The organism is Amycolatopsis ultiminotia (assembly GCF_039536925.1).
GTDB classification, from domain to species: Bacteria; Actinomycetota; Actinomycetes; order Mycobacteriales; family Pseudonocardiaceae; genus Amycolatopsis; species Amycolatopsis ultiminotia.
The window spans coordinates 28056-44963 of record NZ_BAAAZN010000021.1 but is presented as its reverse complement, the minus strand read 5'-3'; the positions used below and the strand labels follow the sequence as shown (position 1 = coordinate 44963).

Below are 16908 nucleotides of genomic sequence, written 5' to 3'. Positions count from 1 at the left end.
GGCGGTCAACGGCGTGTCCTGCAGCCGCGGCAACCTGGTCGACTTGTACTGGTCGTTCGGCGAGATGATCTGCTACGCCTCGCGCGGCACCCGCGCCGGCCGTCCCGTGATTTTTTCCGGCCGGCGCGGCAGTGCTAAGTTGGTTTTTCCGACTTCTGTCGTCAAGCTTGGGGCGAACCGGGCAAAAGGAGAGCGGAATGCTCGAACACGACAATGTCGTCGCCCCAAAGAGCAGCCGCCACGAGGGCCCGTTGCACGCCTACGAGCGGTACAGCACCAAAGACCCGGTGGAGGCGCTGGCCCTGTCGGCGGCGATTCTGTCGACGAACCAGCTGGTCGTCAGCGATCAGGACCAGCGATTCGAGGCCACCTGCCGCGCGGTCCGGGTCCACTCGGCCTGGCTGCTGTACATGAGCTACGGCACCGATGTCGTCGTGGACCGGCTCGGTACTTCGCGCGCCGACTACCTGGCGGTCGTGCTCCCGATCGAGGGCCACGTGCAGCTGCGCCACCAGGGCAGCGAGTTCGACCTCGTGGCCGGGGAAACGGCGGGGGTCACCAGCTCGCGCGACGCGATGCATGCGCGGTGGAGCGACCAGGCGTCAGTGCTCACGCTGCGCATCGACTCGCGCGCGGTCGAGCACGCGCTCGGGAACCTGCTGCTGGAACCGCCGCCCGCGGACCTGCGCTTCCGGTCCGGCCCGGTCACCGGACCGGCTCGCCTGTCGCTGGCGGGGACAGCCGAACTGCTGGCGGCCAGCTATGACGGGAAGGACCCGGATTCACCGCTGCCGGCCCTGCTCACCCGCCGCCTCGAGGAGCAGATCCTCTTCACGGTGCTGCTCGGCCTGGACCACAACTACCGGGCCAAGCTGCTGGGAGAGCGGGTGCGGCCGGGCCGGCGCAGCGTCCGCGAGGCGATCGACCTGGTTTCGGCCGAGGAACAAGCCACCTGGACGATCCCCGAGCTGGCCCGTGCGGCGGGCGTCACGGTCCGGGCACTCGAGCTGGGCTTCCGGAAGGAACTGGGTAAAACGCCGCGGGAGTTCATTCGTGATCAGCGGCTGATCCGTGCTCGTGACGAGCTGCAGCGGGCCAACCCCGGCGATGGGACCACCGTCACCGAGGTCGCGTGCCGCTGGGGTTTCTGGCATGCCGGCCGGTTCGCGACCAGCTACAGCGAGCGGTTCGGGATCCGTCCGGCCGTGACGCTGCGGTCCGGCCCCGCGGTTCGCTAACTGGCACCTCCGGCTTCGGGCAACGACTCGGCCGGATGCGACGCGGCGGATAACTTTGCCGTTGAAGGAATACCCGGGTCACCGCGTCTGCCGATTCAGTTTCATCTGTCCTTTCAGGACAGCAATTCCACCGTCACTCCGGCGTCCCGTTCGCTTCGCCGCCGAGGAGATTCGCCATGCCCTTGTTCCATGACCTGATCATCATCGGCTCCGGTCCGGCGGGATACACCGCGGCGGTGTACGCCGCCCGCGCCCGGCTCCGCCCGCTCGTGTTCGAGGGTACCCAGTTCGGTGGCGCCCTGATGACCACGACGGAGGTGGAGAACTTCCCGGGTTTCCCCGAGGGGGTCAGCGGTCCCGCGCTCATGGAGCAGTTGCGCAAGCAGGCCGCGCACTTCGGGGCCGAGCTGCGTGCCGAGGACGTCGAGTCCGTCGATCTCACCGGGCCGGTCAAGTCCGTCTCCGCGGGCGGCGTCACCCAGCACGCCCGCGCGGTGGTCCTCGCCATGGGAGCGGCGGCGCGGTATCTCGGTGTTCCCGGCGAGCAGGAACTTCTGGGCCGCGGCGTGTCGTCCTGCGCGACCTGTGACGGGTTCTTCTTCCGGGACCAGGACATCGCGGTGATCGGCGGTGGTGACTCCGCGATGGAGGAGGCCACCTTCCTCACCCGGTTCGCCCGCTCGGTCACGATCGTGCACCGCGGCGAGGAATTCCGGGCGTCGCGCATCATGCTCGCCCGCGCCCGCGCCGACGCCAAGATCCGTTGGCGCACCGGGGCCGCGGTCGCCGCCGTCAACGGCGAAACCGACGGCAAGGTCACGCACCTGACCTTGCGCGACACTGCGACCGGACGGGAATCCTCCCTAGCCGTCACCGGGATGTTCGTCGCGATCGGCCACGATCCGCGCAGCGAGCTGGTCCGCGGCGTCGTCGCGACCGACCCGGACGGCTACGTGACCGTCGCCTCTCCCACCACCCGCACCACAGCCGACGGCGTGTTCGCTTGCGGTGATCTGGTCGACCGCACCTACCGCCAGGCGATCACCGCGGCCGGTTCCGGCTGCTCCGCCGCGATCGACGCGGAGCGCTGGCTGGCAGCCACCCCCGCCGGCTGACCACCGCTGCGGCACAGCACAGCCGCGACACACCACAGCCTCCGCGCACCCGGCGGTCACCGACGGCCGGCAGAAGGGAATTCGCATGTCCGAGAGCCTCGAAACCAAGATCCGGCAGTCCGGCGGCCCGGTGCCGATGCTGCGTCACACGCCGGGCGGGGCCCACCCGTTCCCGATCAAGAGCGAGCACTCGAACTGGCGTGACGAACAGGCGTCGTGGAAAGAGACCGCGGTCCTGTTCGACCAGTCGCACCACATGCTCGACGTCACGTTCACCGGCCCCGACGCACACCGGCTGATGAGCGACTTCGGCGTCAACAGCTTCGCGACGTTCGGCACCGACCGGGCCAAGCAGTACGTCGCGGTTCGCGAGGACGGCTACTTCGTGGGCGACGCGATCCTCTTCGGCATGGAGGACGACAAGGTCAGCCTGGTCGGAGGTGGGTCGGTGCACGACTGGATCACGTTCCAAGCCGAACAGGGCGGCTACCGGGTCGAGGTGACCCGGGACGAGAGCACACCGCTGAACAAGGGACGGCGGCCGCTGTACCGCTACCAGTTGCAGGGACCGGCAGCGCTGAAGATCGCGGAAAAGGCCCACGGCGGGCCGATCGACCGCATCAGGTTCTTCCGCATGGGCCGGTTCACCGTCGCCGGGCACACGGTGCGCGCGCTGAACCACACCATGACCGGCGTCCCCGGCATGGAGATGACCGGCCTCGAGCTGTTCGGGCCTCTCGACGAGGGGCCCGCCGTCCTGGCGGCGCTGCTGCGCGCAGGAGAGGAGTTCGGCCTGCGCCAGGGTGGGGCCATCGCCTATTCCACGACGGCGCTGGAGTCGGGGTGGATCGGCCTGCCCGTCCCGGCGATCTACTCGGGCGAATCCACCCGGGCGTTCCGCGAATGGCTGACCGCGGACGCGTCGTTCGCCGGCCGGGCCTGTCTGGGCGGCAGCTTCGACTCCGCCGACATCGAGGACTACTACCCGACGCCCTGGGACCTCGGCTACGGCAACGTCGTCAAGTTCGACCACGACTTCCTCGGCCGGTCGGCGCTCGAGCGGATGGCCGGACAGCCGCACCGGCGCAAAGTCTGGCTGCGCTGGCACGATGAAGACGTCACCCGGCTGCTGGCCGGCGGGCTCTTCGGCGGCAAGGCACGGACGAAGTACCTGCAAGTGCCGTACGCCGTCTACGCGACCTTCCACTACGACACCGTCCGCGCCGGGGACCGTGTCGTCGGCATCTCCAACCGGACCGGTTACACCGTCAACGTCGGCGGCTGGTCGTCGCTGGCCATGATCGACGAAGCGGACGCGGTCGACGGTGCCGAGGTCACCGTCGTGTGGGGCGAATCGGACGGCGGCACGGCCAAGCCCGACGTCGAACACCACGTGCAGACCGAGATCCGCGCGACTGTCAGCACCAGTCCGCTCGCGTGATCGCCTTCTGGGAGCACCCATGTCCTTGACCCCCATACCCAGTCCCGTGCGAGCGCGGGCGGACGACGCGGCCCACCTCGTGCTGACGCTGTCGTGCGCCGACCGCGCGGGCATCATCCAGACCGTCTCGGCCTTCCTGTTCGACCACGGCGGCAACGTCGTGGAAAGCCAGCAATACGGCGATCGGCGCACCGGCCGCTTCTTCATGCGCGTGGAGTTCGAGGCCGTCGGCGACGCGTCGCTCGACCCGGAAGTCCTGCGCGGGGATTTCGCCCGCATCGCCGACCCGTTCGGCATGTCCTGGCGTCTCACCGATGCGCGGGCCCATCAGCGCGTGCTGATCATGGTCAGCAAGTTCGGGCACTGCCTCAACGACCTGCTGTACCGGGCGAGCACCGGAGCGCTCGGCATCGACATCGTCGCGATCGTGTCCAACCATCCCGACCTGAGGCTGCTCGCCGAGCACAACGACGTGCCCTTCCACCACGTCCCGGTCACGGCCGAGACCAAGCCGGCCGCCGAACGCCGGCTGCTGGAGCTCGTCGGGGACCTCGGCGTCGACCTGGTGGTGCTGGCCCGTTACATGCAGATCCTGTCCGAGGACCTGTGCAAGCAGCTCGAGGGCCGGGCGATCAACATCCACCACTCGATGCTGCCCAGCTTCAAGGGCGCCCGACCCTACCACCAGGCCCACGAGCGCGGCGTCAAGCTCGTCGGCGCCACCGCGCACTACGTCACGACCGACCTCGACGAGGGGCCGATCATCGAGCAGGAACTCGCCCGGATCGACCACTCGATGTCGGCCGACGAGGTCTCCGCGCGGGGCCGGGACACCGAATGTCTCGCCCTCGCCCGCGCCGTCCACTGGCACACCACGAACCGCGTGCTGCTCGACGGACACCGCACCGTCGTCTTCACCTGAACCCCGTTCTCCGCGAAGGAGGTACACCGTGCCCAGCGACGCCGTCGGCACGCTCGCCCGATCCACCCACATCGAAGTGATCCCCATGCGGGGAGCCGTCGAGAAAATGCTCGCCGCTCCCGAGGGCACCACGTTCACCCTCACCTGCTCGCCGAAGCTCGGCCTCGACCGGACGGTCGAAACCGCCGAGAAGGTCGCCGGACTCGGCTACCGGATCGTGCCGCACCTCGCCGCCCGCCAGGTCGGCAGTGCGGCCACGCTGCGCGAAATCGTCGGCAGGCTGGGTCAGGCCGGGGTCACAGACCTCTTTGTCATCGGCGGGGACGCCGAGGGCCCCGCCGGGCCCTACTCGTGCGCCGCCGACCTGCTCGAGGCGCTGGCGGCCATCGAGCACCCGATCACCCGGATCGGCGTCGGCTGCTATCCCGAAGGCCATCCGTCAATCGCCGAAGAGGTGCTTGACGCGGACCTGCACCGCAAGCAGCGTCACGCCGACTACATGGTGAGCCAGCTGTGTTTCGACGCTCTCGCGCTCCTGCGCTGGCTGACGCAACGGCGGGCCGACGGTCTCACCCTGCCACTGCGCGTCGGCGTCGCGGGCCCGGTCCAGATCCGGAAGCTGATCGAGCTCTCGATGCGGATCGGCGTCGGCTCGTCGGTCAGGTACCTGACCAAGCAGCACAGCATGGTCAGGAACCTGGTGCGCGGCAACGCATACCGGCCGGAGCAGCTGCTGTCCCCACTCGGCGACGAGGCACAGTGCCAGGCACTCGGCATCGAAGGGCTGCACCTGTTCAGCTTCAACCAGATCGACCTCGCCGCCGACTGGCAGCGCCAGGTCACCACTCCGTCGGGCCAGGCCGGCCTGGCCTGACTCGTTGCCCGGCAAGGAGAATCCGCCATGGCATAGTCCGGAAGGGATTGCCCGCCCGCGGCCGGGAACCGCGGTGCCGAACCAGTACCACGGCAGATGACCGGACTGCTCATTCGCAACCGCTGCCTGGTCATGGGCATCCTCAAGGTGACCCCGGATTCCTTCTCCGACGGCGGCCGGTACCTCGAACCCGCGCCGTCGAACACGGGCTCGTACCCGCCGGCCACGGCCGTCGACATCGGCGGTGAGACGACCCGGCCGGGGTGCGCGGGCGATGCCGGTTCGCAGAGTACGGCGACGCCGCCGCCGACGTGCGCACCGAGCTTCTCCGTCGCCTGGACGCAGTCGTGTCCGCGGGTGTCGCTCTCGACCGGTGTCGTCCTCGATCCGGCCCCGGTTTCGCGAAGACGCCTACCCACAGCTGGCAGCTGCTGGACGAGCTGCGCGTGCTTGGCAGGTCCTTGCTGATCGGGGCCGTCCCGCAAATCGTGCCGCCACCCGAGCACCGGGACGGTGCCACCGCCGCGGTCTCGATCCTGGCCGCTCTCGCCGACGCTGATTGCCTACGTGTCCACGACGTTCCCGGTACGATCGCCGCGATCCGGGTGGTCGCCGCGTGGGAAACCGCCGGTGTGTCACCGATGTTCCGCTCCGAGCACGCCCCGCCGCGACCGGACGACGCGGTCACCGGCCCGATCCTGCGGTGAACACCTGATGGCCCAGCTCGGCTGCTGCCGGGGAAACCCATCGCCGAAGCCGTCCCCGGCGAGGTCCGGACCAAGGTCACCACCCTTCGTGCGTGCCGATCCTGGTCGGTGACGACGACACGAGCGCGGGCTACATCCGGATCAAACAGCGGCAGGCTGTGGAGCTCGACAACCGCTCACCGCACACCCATATCGCGACGGCCGGAACCCCGGAACAGCTGTCGCAAGCGATCCTCGCCACCACGCGGACCCCGGCGTGCACGGGATCCTGATCCAGCACCCGGTGCCAGGACGCTTCGACTACGACGCCGCACTGTCGCTTGTGGACCCGGACAAAGACGCCGACGGGCAATCGCGCACCGTTCTCCCGTGGAGCCATCGCAGGAGAACGGCACGCGAATGCTGCGAGGTTATCCTCGATGAGAGATCCAGGTCAGCGTGAGCAAGCCCTACTGGCGAACAGCAAGATCCTCGTCCCACCTGCGGGATCAACGAACCGTCGCGACAGGGGTTGACTTCTCATGGCCAAACCAAGGAAGCGGCAACGCAAGCCCCCGGACCCACGTGTCGAAGGTCCGGATTCCAGGTGTACGACACGATCCCCCGACGCGCACAAGATCGCCAAGATCCTTGTCGAGATGGCAGGGAGACTGAATGACGAGCCAGCTCAAGATCCAGACAGCCCGACCGAAGTTCCAGGAAGCGACCCAACGTACCCCGGCCAAACCTTCGACACAGACAACCCCTACAAGCACCTGACCTGGGTCTTCCGGGCACTCTAGGGGTTCATCTGCAACTTCGTATGTGGAGCTGAGGGGAATCGAACCCCTGACCTTCTCGATGCGAACGAGACGCGCTACCAACTGCGCTACAGCCCCCAAGGAGCAAAGCCCCTTGTTCAGTGCTCGTAGAGAGTATCAGCGTCTCCGCGAGCACTGAACACCGGGGTCATTCCCCGACTGCGCGGCGGTAAGGGCCGCCCATGCCGGGTTCGTCGAGTTCTTCGAACGCCGGGTCCTCGTCGTCCAGGTCGACCACCACGGCCTGGCGGCGGACGCGGGACATCGGCGAGGGCTTGCGTTCCACGATCTCGCGCGGTGGCGGAGCGACGACCTCGACGTCGTCGTCCTCCTCGTCCTCGTGGGAGTCGCGGGGCGCCGGCCGGGCGGCCGGCGGCTCGGCCGGGGCGGGGCGACGCGGGGCGCTCGTGGTTGAGTAGCGGGCCATCCGGCGCTGGCGGATCTCGTCCTCGATGCGGACCTGGCGACGCAGGTAGACGAGATAGCCGACCAGTGCCAGGTCGACCGCGCCCTGCACCCACCAGGCCAGCGAAAGCACGAATCCGGCGAACACCGCAGTGGCAACCGCCAGGATCAGCAGGATTACGACGACCCTCTGGCGGAACGCGTATTTGGCACGCGCGGCGATCTCGGCCGCCTCCGGGTCGAAGCCGCCTCGGCCGGGCCGGTAGCCACGCTGTTCGCGGGGGGATTCGGCTCGCTCCGCGCGCGAAGGCTGCGGGAGCGGCTCGGGTTCCGGTTCTTCCTCGAGGTCGCCGTCGAGTTCCGACTCGAGTTCGGCGAGGTCGTCCTCGACCGACGGCTGCGCATTGTCGGACACGGCGTACTCCTCCTGTCCCTCGTTGCGAGCACTCCCGCTGCGCACGACCCGTGCGGCCAGCGCGGAGGTAGGCGTCCGCGCGACCTGCTGTCGTTTGCGAGCCACCATGGGCACGAGAACGACGAGCCATGCCGCGGCGAGCGCGACGATGATCAGCGAGCTGGGCATCTCCCGTCACCTCCCCCGATCCTCTGCTGTAGTCACGCTAGCCACAACAGTCACACAGGAGCCGCAGACTCGCCGGATTCGATCACGAAAATGCATCACCGCATTAGGTGAATCTCACAGGATGTGGTAACGCGTGTTCGAAAGCCGACGCGGAGTCACCGTCAGGCCAGGTCCGCGCGCCCCGAAGCGAGCAGCCGGGACACCAGCCCGTCGCCGGTTTCCTCTTTCGTCACGGCGAAGCACAAATGGTCCCGCCAGCTGCCCGCCACGTCGAGGTACCGCTCGAACAGGCCCTCCTGCCGGTAACCGGCCTTGGTGAGCACCCGCAGGCTGGCGTTGTTCTCCGGCCGCACGGTCGCCTCCAGCCGGTGCAGCCCGGCCGATTGGAAGGCGTGATCCGTCACGAGCGCCACGGCCGCGGTCGCCACGCCACCACGCACGATTTCCGACGAAACCCAGTACCCGATCCAGGCCGAGCGCAACGCGGCCCGGATTACGTTACCCACCGTGATCTGACCAGCAAACTTTCCGTCGACCGTGATCGTGAACGGCAGGCACTGCCCGCGCCTCGCCAGCCCGCGCAGAGCGGCCCACTGCGACGGCCACGACCAGAACGCGTTGCGATCAGACCAGGGTCCGAGGCCGGTCGGCTCCCATTGTTCGAGGTGTTCCCGGTCGCGCAGCCGGACGCGGCTCCACTCGCCGGCGTCGCGCAGCAGCACCGGGCGCACACCGACGACCCCGGCAGGGACCCGCAACGGACCGAGCCGGGCAGGCCAGCCCGGATGACGGCTCTCCACCGGGTACGCGAGAGTGGCCACGGACCGGGCCCGTCACGCCCGCTGCGCGAGGAAAGTGACCTTGACCTGTTCACCGGCAGCCACCTCGACGAGGTCCTCGTCCACCGTGATCAGGCAGTTGGCCTCGGCAAGCGACGCGAGCAGATGGGCACCGGACGTGCCGAGCGGCTGCACGAGGTACTCGCCGTTCGATTCGTCGCGCAGCAGCTGCCCACGCAGATAGCCGCGGCGCCCCTTGGTCGATGTGATCGGCGACAGCAACCGCGCCCCGACGATGCGCCGGTGCGGGTTGCGCGTGCCGCGGGCCGCCCGGATCAGCGGCCGCACCAGCACCTCGAACACCACGAGCGCGCTCATCGGGTTGCCGGGGATCAGGAACGTCGGCACCGAGTCCGGTCCGAGCCTGCCGAAACCCTGCACCGAACCCGGGTGCATGGCCACCCGCGTCAGATCGATGTGCCCGAGATCGGACAGCGCCGCGTGCACCTCGTCGCCGGACGAGCCGCCGGCGCCACCCGCGACCACCACGATCTCCGACATCAGCAGCCGGCCCTCGACGATCTCACGCAGCCGTTTGGGGTCGCCCGGCACGATCCCGACCCGGCTCACCTCGGCTCCGGCGTCCCGTGCGGCTGCGGCCAGCGCGTAGGAGTTGACGTCGTAGACCTGGCCGACCGACGGCGTGCGGTCGACGTCCACCAGCTCGTCACCGACGGACACGATCGACACCCGTGGCCGCGGATAGACCAGCACCTTCGCCCGGCCGACCGCGGCGAGCAAACCCACCTGGGCGGAACCGATCGTGTCTCCCTTGCGCACTGCGACGTCGCCGATCTGCACGTCCTCACCGGCGCGGCGCACGTAGCCGGCGGAAGGCACCGAGCGGTGCACGGTGACCTTGGCCTGGTGCCCGTCGGTGTAGGCGGTGGGCACCACCGCGTCGGCGAGAGTGGGCAGTGGTGCGCCGGTGTCCACGCGTACCGCCTGCCCCGGCTGCAACCGCCTCGGCTGCCGTGAACCCGCGGGGATCTCCCCGACCACCGGCAGCTGGACCGCTTCCGCACCTTCCTCACCGGCAGCGCGCACGTCGACGCTCCGGACTGCGTAGCCATCCACCGCGGCCTGGTCGAATCCGGGCAGCGCGTGCTCGGCAACCACCTCCTCCGCACACAGCAGACCTTGTGCCTCGGAGATCGCCACGCGGACCGGCCTCGGCCGCACGGCGGCGTCCAAGGTCAGCGCGATCTGCGCCTCGACGGAGCGGAGCTCCACCGTCGGCTCGTCGGGCTCGTCGGTCGGGGTGGCGTCGAGCGAATCCGTCATGGGCGATCGTTCCCGATCCGTTCGGTCAGCCAGGTCCGCAGCGACGGCCCGTAGGTCGGGTCCTCGAGGGCGAAGTCGACGGCGGCCCGCAGGAAACCGCCGGGGTTGCCCAGGTCGTGCCTGCCCCCGTGGTGCACCACGACGTGCACCGGATGGCCCTCGCGGATCAGCAGTGCGACGGCGTCGGTGAGCTGCAGTTCGCCGCCGGCACCCGGTTCGATGCGGCGCAGTGCGTCGAAGATCGCCCGGTCGAGCAGGTAACGGCCGGCCGCGGCGAAGGTCGAAGGAGCGTCCTCCGGCTTGGGCTTCTCGACCATGCCGTGCACCTGTTTGACGTCCGGGTCGTCGGTGTCGGTGACGTCGAAGACGCCGTAGGGCGAGATCTGCTCCTTCGGGATGTCGAACGCGCACAGCACGCTGCCCCCGTACTGGGCCCGGACCGCCGACATCCGTTCCAGCACCCCGGACGGCAGGACCAGGTCGTCGGGCAGCAGCACAGCGACCGCGGTGTCCTCGTCGGTGAGGTTCGGTTCGGCCTGCGCGACAGCGTGGCCGAGCCCGAGAGCCTGTTCCTGGATGGCGGTCTCGACGTCGAGCAGGCCAGGCCCGCGGCGCACCTTCTCCAGCAGGTCGGTCTTGCCCTTGTCCTCGAGAGTCTTCTCCAGGTCGGGCTGCGATTCGAAGTACCGGACCACCGCTTCCTTCCCCGGTGAGGTCACGATCACCAGCCGTTTCGCGCCCGCCGCGGCGGCCTCGGTGGCGACGATCTCGATCCCGGGTGTGTCCACCACGGGAAGGAGCTCCTTCGGCACTGCCTTGGTGGTCGGCAGGAAGCGCGTGCCGAGGCCGGCGGCAGGCACGATGGCGGTTCTGAACGTCTGGGTGGATGCGGCGCCCGTCATGGGCGCAAAGCCTAACCTGGTCCCATGCACGTGCCGGGCAATGAGCACCTGAGCAAGGCGGAGTGGCGGACACGAATTCTTCACGCCCGTGCCGAGGTGCCCCCCGAACAGCACGCCAGGGAAGCCGCCGACCTCGCGTCCGCGGCTCGTGCGGTGCAGGCCGAGACGGTGTGCGCGTACCTGCCGTTCGGCACTGAACCCGGCCGGATTTCCCTGGTCGAGGCCCTGGCCGGCACCGGAGCCCGGGTGCTGCTGCCGGTGATCCAGGACACGTCCGGCCCGCTCGACTGGGCCGTCTACACCGGACCGGACGAACTCGCGCCGGGCAGGTTGCGCGGCATCCTCGAACCTTCCGGGCCACGGCTGGGGGTGACCGCGGTCGGCGCGGCGGAGGTGATCCTGGTGCCGGCACTCGCGGTCGATCGCCGCGGAGTCCGGCTGGGCCGGGGCGCGGGTCACTACGATCGTTCTCTGGTCTCCGCCACTGCGGACCTCCTTGCTGTCGTTCGGGCCGAGGAACTTGTGGACCGGCTGCCCGGGGAACCCCACGACGTGCCGATGAGTGCCGCGCTGACCCCGGATGGTCTGGTCCGGCTGCCTGCCGCGGTGGTGTGAGCAAGGGGCGATTGCGCTGGGGGAATGCCATCCAGCACAATTGGGTTAGCACTCCTGTCGGTCGAGTGCCAGCACATGAAGGAGCTTCGGTGCCCACGTACCAGTACGCCTGCAAGGAATGCGACCACCGCTTCGAGGCCGTGCAGTCCTTCTCCGACCCCAGCCTGACGGTCTGCCCGCAGTGCTCGGGCTCGCTGCGCAAGGTCTTCAGTTCGGTCGGCGTGGTCTTCAAGGGGAGCGGCTTCTACCGCACGGACTCGCGCGACTCGGCCAAGCCGAACACCTCCGCGACCCCGGCGAAGAGCGAGAGCGGCAAGTCCGAATCCTCCTCGGACGCGTCCTCGTCATCGAGCACCTCCTCGTCGTCGTCCTCTTCGTCGTCGTCTTCGGATTCATCGTCCTCCTCGAGCACGACCAGCACCGCTTCCTCGTCGTCCTGAGCCCCTGGTTGTCCACAAGGGGGTAGTTGTCCACAGGCGCGCGATTCGGCCCTTTCCGCCGGTCCACGACGTCCCTAACGTCGGTTTCGTGCGGTGCCTCGCCGCGCCGGAACCCTCGAGGAGACGACCGTGGACACCTTGCTCAGCCGCCTTCCCGCGCTGCCCGACCTGCGCAGGCTGCGCGGTCCCCGAGCCCGGCTGATCCGCCGGTGCCTGGCCGCGGCGCTGCTGCTGTCCGGACTGCTCCTTCTCCTCCTGCCACCCGCCGCACGTGGTGCGCCGGCGACCACCACCGTGGTCTCGGCCCGAGACCTCCCGGCCGGTTCGGTCCTGCGTGCCGCCGACGTGCGGCTCCTCACCGTGCCCGACGACGTCCGGCCTGCCGGTGCGCTCACCGCACCGGAAGCCGCGGTGGGCCGGTTGCTGTCGGGCCCGGCCAGAGCCGGGGAACCGATCACCGATGTCCGGCTCGTCGGGGCCGGCCTCCCCGTAATGGGTGAACCCGGTTCGGTCACGGTGGCCGTCCGGCTCGCCGACGCGGCGGTCGCGGAGCTGCTGCGGCCAGGGCAGCGCGTCGACGTGATAGCCCGTGGTACCGCGGCGAATTCCGCGTCTGTGCTGGCCAGTGGGGTCACGGTGGTGACCGTGCACCGTCCCGAAAACACTGGCAGTCACGCGTTGGAGCCTTCCGAGCGTGATCCACTCGTGCTGCTCGCCCTGCCGATGCCGGTCGCCACGCAGGTCGCCGCCTCTTCGCTGGACCAGCAGGTAACGGTTACTCTCCGCTAACCCGTCCCTGTTGCGATGGGCGATGGCCGGGCAGAACCGGACCACGTACCCATCCCCGAATACCCAGGAGTGGCAGTGCTGAAAGGCTTCAAAGACTTCCTGATGCGCGGCAACGTCGTCGACCTCGCGGTCGCGGTCGTCATCGGCGCGGCGTTCACCTCGATCGTCACCGCGTTCACCAACGGCCTGATCAAACCGTTGATCAACGCCATCGGCGGTTCCGACGCAGCGCAGGGTCTTGGCTTCCGGATTCTCGGCCCCAACGGGTCCACGTTCATGGACTTCGGTGGCGTGATCAACGCGGCGATCAACTTCGTGATCGTCGCCGCGGTGGTCTACTTCCTGATCGTGCTGCCGGTGAAGCACCTGCAGGAGCGGCGCAAGCGCGGCCAGGAAACCGGTCCGTCGGAGCCCACGGACACCGAACTGCTCACCGAGATCCGGGATCTGCTGCGCGCGCAGGCCAATGGCTCGTCGCGCTCCGGAGACTGAGCGTCACCGATCGTGGTGCGGCGGCCGGTTCTCGAGATACCAGGAATCCGGGGTGTCTCGGTCCCGGCCCCGCTCATCGGAGGTCGTCTCGGGCAGCACATCGCCGAAGACGTCGTCCATCCGCCGGCGCTGCGCCTCGTTCGCCGGGGGGCGTGGTTCCTCGTGCGGCATGTCCCCAATGGTCCCACCAGCTGTTTGACAACTAATGAGTGGATCGAAGAGCGGCGGCTCGCGGCGACGCGGCGCGCACCGTCGTCGGCTGAGCACGGCTCATCAGGTACGCCACGGGCACCGCGGGTGTGTGTGGAGCGTCTGGACGAGCAACGGCGCCTCGGCCCGAGCACGTCGCCCCGGATCAGACCTCTTCGAGCCCGGACAACTCGTCGATCACGTGTGGCACGAGCGACGACAGGGTGGCCATTCCGTCGCGCACCGCGGCGCGCGAGCCGGCCAGGTTGACCACCAGCGTGCTGCCCGAAACCCCGGCAAGGCCACGGGAGATCCCGGCGTCCACCGCCCCTGCGGCGAGACCGGACGCACGCAGCGCCTCACCGATGCCGGGAATCGGCCGGTCCAGCACGCCGGCCGTGGCGTCGGGGGTGCGGTCGCGTGGCGACACTCCGGTGCCGCCGACCGTGATGACCAGGTCGGCACCGCCGATCACCGCGGTGTTGAGCGCATTGCGGATCGCCGCGGTCTCGGCCTCGACCACCACGACGCCGTCGACGATGAATCCGGCCTCTTCGAGCAGCTCGGTGACGAGGGGCCCGGACGAGTCGTCGTGCTCGCCGTGGGCGACCCGGTCGTCCACGATCACCACGAGTGCCCGGCCCAGCCGCTGTGCGCTCCGTTCCATGCCGACACCGTATCCGGTGCCGGGCCTGCTCCGCCGCCGCGGGCCCGGCGATTCTGACGATTCGGTGACGTGGTCCGCGCAGGCCGGGCGGGAGCAACCGGGGACGCCTACCGTCGGGCGGGTGCGAGTGCTCATCACCGGCGGAGCCGGGTTCATCGGGTCCCGGATCGCCGACCGGCTGGCCGACGACGGCGACGAGGTCGTCGTCCTGGACAACCTGCTGCCCACCGCGCACGGCTCCGCGACGCCGCCCGAGTACACCCGCCGGCACCGGTTCCTGCGTGGCGACGTCACCGACACCGAACTGGTCGCCGAGCTGCTCGACCAGGTCGATGCCGTCTGCCACCAGGCCGCGGTGGTCGGGCACGGAGTGGATCCCTCCGATGCCCCGTCGTACGCGCTGAACAACGACTACGGAACCGCGGTGCTGCTCGCCGCGATGCATGCGGCGAAGGTGCGCAAACTCGTGCTTGCCTCGTCGATGGTCGTCTACGGCGAGGGTCGCTATTCCTGTCCGCAGCATGGCGTCGTGCTGCCGGCACCCCGTCGCCAGTCCGATGTGGACGAAGGGCGGTTCGAGCCGAGGTGCAGGCAGTGCGGTAGCGAGCTGAGCTGGCAGCTGGTCCCCGAAGACGCTCCGCTTCTGCCCCGGAGTACTTACGCAGCAACCAAACTGGCGCAGGAGCACCTGGCGGGCGCATGGGCGCGGCAAACCGGCGGCACGGTCTGGGCGATGCGGTACCACAACGTCTACGGCCCGAGGATGCCGCAGAACACGCCGTATGCCGGGGTGGCGTCGCTGTTCCGCTCGGCGCTGGAACGTGGTGAGGCGCCGACCGTGCTGGAAGACGGGCAGCAGCAGCGCGACTTTGTGCACGTCGACGATGTGGCCAGGGCCAACGTCCTCGCACTCCGTACCGAGGGGCCGGCCGCGGATCTCACCCCGCTCAACGTCTGTTCCGGACAGCCGCACAGCGTCGGTGATCTGGCGCGCGAGCTGGCGCGCGCCTGCGGCGGGCCGGAGCCGCGGATCGTCGGCGGTGCACGACCGGCCGACGTGCGGCACGTGGTCGCCGACCCGTCACGGGCCCGTGAGCTGGTGGGGTTCAGCGCGGAAACGTCGTTCGAGGAGGGCATCGCCTCGTTCGCTACCGCGCAGCTGCGCGCGCCGGTCGACACGATGAGGTGAAGATCACTTCCCGGAATTATTCGGCGGCGCCGGATCTTGGTGGTGGACATGCGTTCCATCCAGATCGGGGACATCGAAGTCCAGGCATTGACGGACGGCAGGCTGCGGTGGCCTGCGTCGCACTTCCCGGGCCTCGAATCGGACACCCACCCGGAAGCGGTGGCCACGGACGGCAGCGTTTCCGTGACCACCGGCGCTTTTCTGGTCCGCGGGCACGGTCGGACGATTCTCGTCGACGCCGGGTTCGGTCCGCGGGCGGTCGGCTCACCGCAAGAACTTCCGTACACCGAGGGAACGGGCGCGCTGCCCGACGCACTCGCCGCGGCGGGCTGCGCTCCCGGTGACGTCGACACGCTGCTGCTGACCGGCCTGAACCCCGATCACGTCGGCTGGGTCGCACCGAATGGCAAACCGTTCTTCCCGAACGCCGAGGTGCTGCACGGTGAATCCGACTGGGACGCGCTGATCAAGCCGGCCGGACGGCACGAATGGGCACGCGTGACGTTGGAAGCCGCTCGCGCCGAGGGGCAGCTTCGCGGCCTGCGCGGAGTCGAGGAAATCGCACCCGGTATCACCGCGCGGCCCGCGCCCGGACACACCCCGGGACAGTACGTGCTGGAGATCGCGGACCAGGACCGTCGAGCTGTCCTGCTCGGCGGCGTGTTCCAGATTCCGGCCCAGCTGGCCGATCCCGGCATCGGCTTCTCCTTCGACCGCGACCCGGTACAGGCTGAGCAGACACGCCGGTACTGGCTGGACGAACTCGCAGGCACCGACACGATCGCCGCTGCCGGTCACTTCCCGGGCGACCAGTTCTTCCGGATCACCACACACCACACGGCGGAACCGGTCTCCGCGATCCGGGCCGCCTGAACCACGCCGGGTCACACCGCCCCACTGCTGCCCGGCACACGCCGCCACCACGACCACCCGACGCGCGCCGCTCGACTACACCCAGGCACACACCGCCACCACCGTCGACACACGCCGCCCACTGCCCTGCACACGCCTCCTCCACCGTCGACACACGCCGCCCCACCACTGCCCCTGTGCAGGCCGCTCCACCGGTGGCTCATGTTTCCCCGCCACTGCCTGGTGCACGCCGTCTCGCCATCGCCCGACGTACGCTTCGAACCGCAACCAACATGGGTCGCCGCGCCGCTGCCTAACGTATGTCGAGCCACCGCCGTTGGCGCACGCTGCCTCACCGGTGTCCGGCACACGCCGCCCCGTCGTTCTCAGCGAACCTCGTCCGACGCAGACCGGCGCGCGATGGCCCCGCGGTCGCTCGGAGTGTGCCGCTCGGTCACTGCCAATGCACGTTGCCCGCGGCTACCCAGCGCACCGGGCCTTGCGGCTCCCCAGGTTCCCCAGGCTCGCCGTACCGCACCGGCCCGGCTCACGCTGCCGACCCGGC

Annotated in this window: 19 protein-coding genes and 1 tRNA gene; 13 read left to right on the top strand and 7 right to left on the bottom strand. The window is 69.4% G+C overall.

Features of this window, described 5'->3' with window-relative positions; all coding sequences use genetic code 11:
* Window positions 1–197: 197 nt before the first annotated feature.
* The 7 genes from ABD793_RS34965 to ABD793_RS34935 all read left to right on the top strand — a co-directional run bounded on the left by ABD793_RS34965 (window position 198) and on the right by ABD793_RS34935 (window position 6569).
* Window positions 198–1238 carry an AraC family transcriptional regulator gene (locus ABD793_RS34965; RefSeq protein ID WP_344867612.1) on the top strand — a complete coding sequence of 347 codons (1041 nt, stop codon included), beginning with the start codon at window positions 198–200 and terminating at the stop codon, window positions 1236–1238.
* Between the two features lie 176 nt (window positions 1239–1414).
* Entirely contained in the window at window positions 1415–2353 is a 939-nt protein-coding gene (gene trxB / locus ABD793_RS34960; protein WP_344867611.1) for a thioredoxin-disulfide reductase, read from the top strand.
* A gap of 85 nt (window positions 2354–2438) precedes the next feature.
* Window positions 2439–3794: an aminomethyl transferase family protein gene (locus tag ABD793_RS34955; protein WP_344867610.1), complete on the top strand. Its 1356-nt coding sequence runs from the start codon at window positions 2439–2441 to the stop codon at window positions 3792–3794.
* Between the two features lie 46 nt (window positions 3795–3840).
* On the top strand, window positions 3841–4716 hold the full coding sequence (gene purU, locus ABD793_RS34950; RefSeq protein ID WP_344867609.1) for a formyltetrahydrofolate deformylase: 876 nt from the start codon (window positions 3841–3843) through the stop codon (window positions 4714–4716).
* Between the two features lie 28 nt (window positions 4717–4744).
* A complete protein-coding gene (locus tag ABD793_RS34945) occupies window positions 4745–5590 on the top strand; it encodes a methylenetetrahydrofolate reductase (protein ID WP_344867608.1) in 846 nt (281 codons plus the stop codon).
* Window positions 5591–5853: 263 nt separating this feature from the next.
* Window positions 5854–6297, top strand: coding sequence for a hypothetical protein (locus ABD793_RS34940; protein WP_344867607.1), 444 nt, complete (start codon window positions 5854–5856; stop codon window positions 6295–6297).
* Window positions 6298–6389: 92 nt separating this feature from the next.
* Window positions 6390–6569 (top strand): hypothetical protein, encoded by a 180-nt coding sequence (locus ABD793_RS34935; protein ID WP_344867606.1) that lies wholly within the window; start codon window positions 6390–6392, stop codon window positions 6567–6569.
* 533 nt (window positions 6570–7102) lie between these two features.
* Here the strand turns inward: ABD793_RS34935 and ABD793_RS34930 are convergent.
* The 5 genes from ABD793_RS34930 to ABD793_RS34910 all read right to left on the bottom strand — a co-directional run bounded on the left by ABD793_RS34930 (window position 7103) and on the right by ABD793_RS34910 (window position 11110).
* A tRNA-Ala gene (locus ABD793_RS34930) sits at window positions 7103–7175 on the bottom strand.
* A 70-nt stretch (window positions 7176–7245) separates the two neighbouring features.
* Complete coding sequence (sepX, locus tag ABD793_RS34925) at window positions 7246–8085, bottom strand: divisome protein SepX/GlpR (protein ID WP_344867605.1); 840 nt, start codon at window positions 8083–8085, stop codon at window positions 7246–7248.
* 161 nt (window positions 8086–8246) lie between these two features.
* On the bottom strand, window positions 8247–8906 hold the full coding sequence (locus ABD793_RS34920; RefSeq protein ID WP_344867604.1) for a GNAT family N-acetyltransferase: 660 nt from the start codon (window positions 8904–8906) through the stop codon (window positions 8247–8249).
* A 12-nt stretch (window positions 8907–8918) separates the two neighbouring features.
* Window positions 8919–10208: a molybdotransferase-like divisome protein Glp gene (gene glp / locus ABD793_RS34915; RefSeq protein ID WP_344867603.1), complete on the bottom strand. Its 1290-nt coding sequence runs from the start codon at window positions 10206–10208 to the stop codon at window positions 8919–8921.
* The gene (locus ABD793_RS34910; protein ID WP_344867602.1) at window positions 10205–11110 is read right to left on the bottom strand and encodes a UTP--glucose-1-phosphate uridylyltransferase; all 906 of its coding nucleotides are present in this window, start codon (window positions 11108–11110) and stop codon (window positions 10205–10207) included. Before ABD793_RS34910 ends, glp begins: the two co-directional genes overlap by 4 nt.
* A gap of 24 nt (window positions 11111–11134) precedes the next feature.
* Between ABD793_RS34910 and ABD793_RS34905 the strand changes: the two genes are divergently transcribed.
* The 4 genes from ABD793_RS34905 (at window position 11135) to mscL (ending at window position 13446) form a co-directional block, all read left to right on the top strand.
* On the top strand, window positions 11135–11725 hold the full coding sequence (locus ABD793_RS34905) for a 5-formyltetrahydrofolate cyclo-ligase (RefSeq protein WP_344867600.1): 591 nt from the start codon (window positions 11135–11137) through the stop codon (window positions 11723–11725).
* A gap of 89 nt (window positions 11726–11814) precedes the next feature.
* Window positions 11815–12165, top strand: a complete 351-nt coding sequence (locus ABD793_RS34900; protein WP_344867598.1) for an FmdB family zinc ribbon protein — start codon at window positions 11815–11817, stop codon at window positions 12163–12165.
* A gap of 129 nt (window positions 12166–12294) precedes the next feature.
* A complete protein-coding gene (locus ABD793_RS34895) occupies window positions 12295–12954 on the top strand; it encodes an SAF domain-containing protein (RefSeq protein WP_344867597.1) in 660 nt (219 codons plus the stop codon).
* 75 nt (window positions 12955–13029) lie between these two features.
* On the top strand, window positions 13030–13446 hold the full coding sequence (mscL, locus tag ABD793_RS34890) for a large-conductance mechanosensitive channel protein MscL (protein ID WP_344867596.1): 417 nt from the start codon (window positions 13030–13032) through the stop codon (window positions 13444–13446).
* Between the two features lie 3 nt (window positions 13447–13449).
* Here the strand turns inward: mscL and ABD793_RS34885 are convergent, their stop codons facing one another.
* Window positions 13450–13617: a hypothetical protein gene (locus ABD793_RS34885; RefSeq protein ID WP_344867595.1), complete on the bottom strand. Its 168-nt coding sequence runs from the start codon at window positions 13615–13617 to the stop codon at window positions 13450–13452.
* 184 nt (window positions 13618–13801) lie between these two features.
* Window positions 13802–14302, bottom strand: a complete 501-nt coding sequence (locus ABD793_RS34880; RefSeq protein ID WP_344867593.1) for a MogA/MoaB family molybdenum cofactor biosynthesis protein — start codon at window positions 14300–14302, stop codon at window positions 13802–13804.
* Window positions 14303–14423: 121 nt separating this feature from the next.
* Between ABD793_RS34880 and ABD793_RS34875 the strand changes: the two genes are divergently transcribed.
* Together ABD793_RS34875 and ABD793_RS34870 are read left to right on the top strand one after the other, a co-directional pair.
* Window positions 14424–15491, top strand: coding sequence for an SDR family NAD(P)-dependent oxidoreductase (locus tag ABD793_RS34875; protein ID WP_344867592.1), 1068 nt, complete (start codon window positions 14424–14426; stop codon window positions 15489–15491).
* Window positions 15492–15539: 48 nt separating this feature from the next.
* Window positions 15540–16364, top strand: coding sequence for an MBL fold metallo-hydrolase (locus ABD793_RS34870; protein WP_344867591.1), 825 nt, complete (start codon window positions 15540–15542; stop codon window positions 16362–16364).
* Window positions 16365–16908 lie beyond the last annotated feature (544 nt).

What these genes read in the sequence shown, in the direction of transcription:
- ABD793_RS34870 (WP_344867591.1), top strand. Translation starts at nt 15,540, where the DNA reads ATGCGTTCCATCCAGATCGGGGACATCGAAGTCCAGGCATTGACGGAC.
- ABD793_RS34905 (WP_344867600.1), top strand. Translation starts at nt 11,135, where the DNA reads ATGCACGTGCCGGGCAATGAGCACCTGAGCAAGGCGGAGTGGCGGACA.
- glp (WP_344867603.1), bottom strand. Translation starts at nt 10,208, where the DNA reads ATGACGGATTCGCTCGACGCCACCCCGACCGACGAGCCCGACGAGCCG.
- ABD793_RS34880 (WP_344867593.1), bottom strand. Translation starts at nt 14,302, where the DNA reads ATGGAACGGAGCGCACAGCGGCTGGGCCGGGCACTCGTGGTGATCGTG.
- ABD793_RS34910 (WP_344867602.1), bottom strand. Translation starts at nt 11,110, where the DNA reads ATGACGGGCGCCGCATCCACCCAGACGTTCAGAACCGCCATCGTGCCT.
- ABD793_RS34955 (WP_344867610.1), top strand. Translation starts at nt 2,439, where the DNA reads ATGTCCGAGAGCCTCGAAACCAAGATCCGGCAGTCCGGCGGCCCGGTG.
- trxB (WP_344867611.1), top strand. Translation starts at nt 1,415, where the DNA reads ATGCCCTTGTTCCATGACCTGATCATCATCGGCTCCGGTCCGGCGGGA.
- ABD793_RS34965 (WP_344867612.1), top strand. Translation starts at nt 198, where the DNA reads ATGCTCGAACACGACAATGTCGTCGCCCCAAAGAGCAGCCGCCACGAG.
- ABD793_RS34885 (WP_344867595.1), bottom strand. Translation starts at nt 13,617, where the DNA reads ATGCCGCACGAGGAACCACGCCCCCCGGCGAACGAGGCGCAGCGCCGG.
- sepX (WP_344867605.1), bottom strand. Translation starts at nt 8,085, where the DNA reads ATGCCCAGCTCGCTGATCATCGTCGCGCTCGCCGCGGCATGGCTCGTC.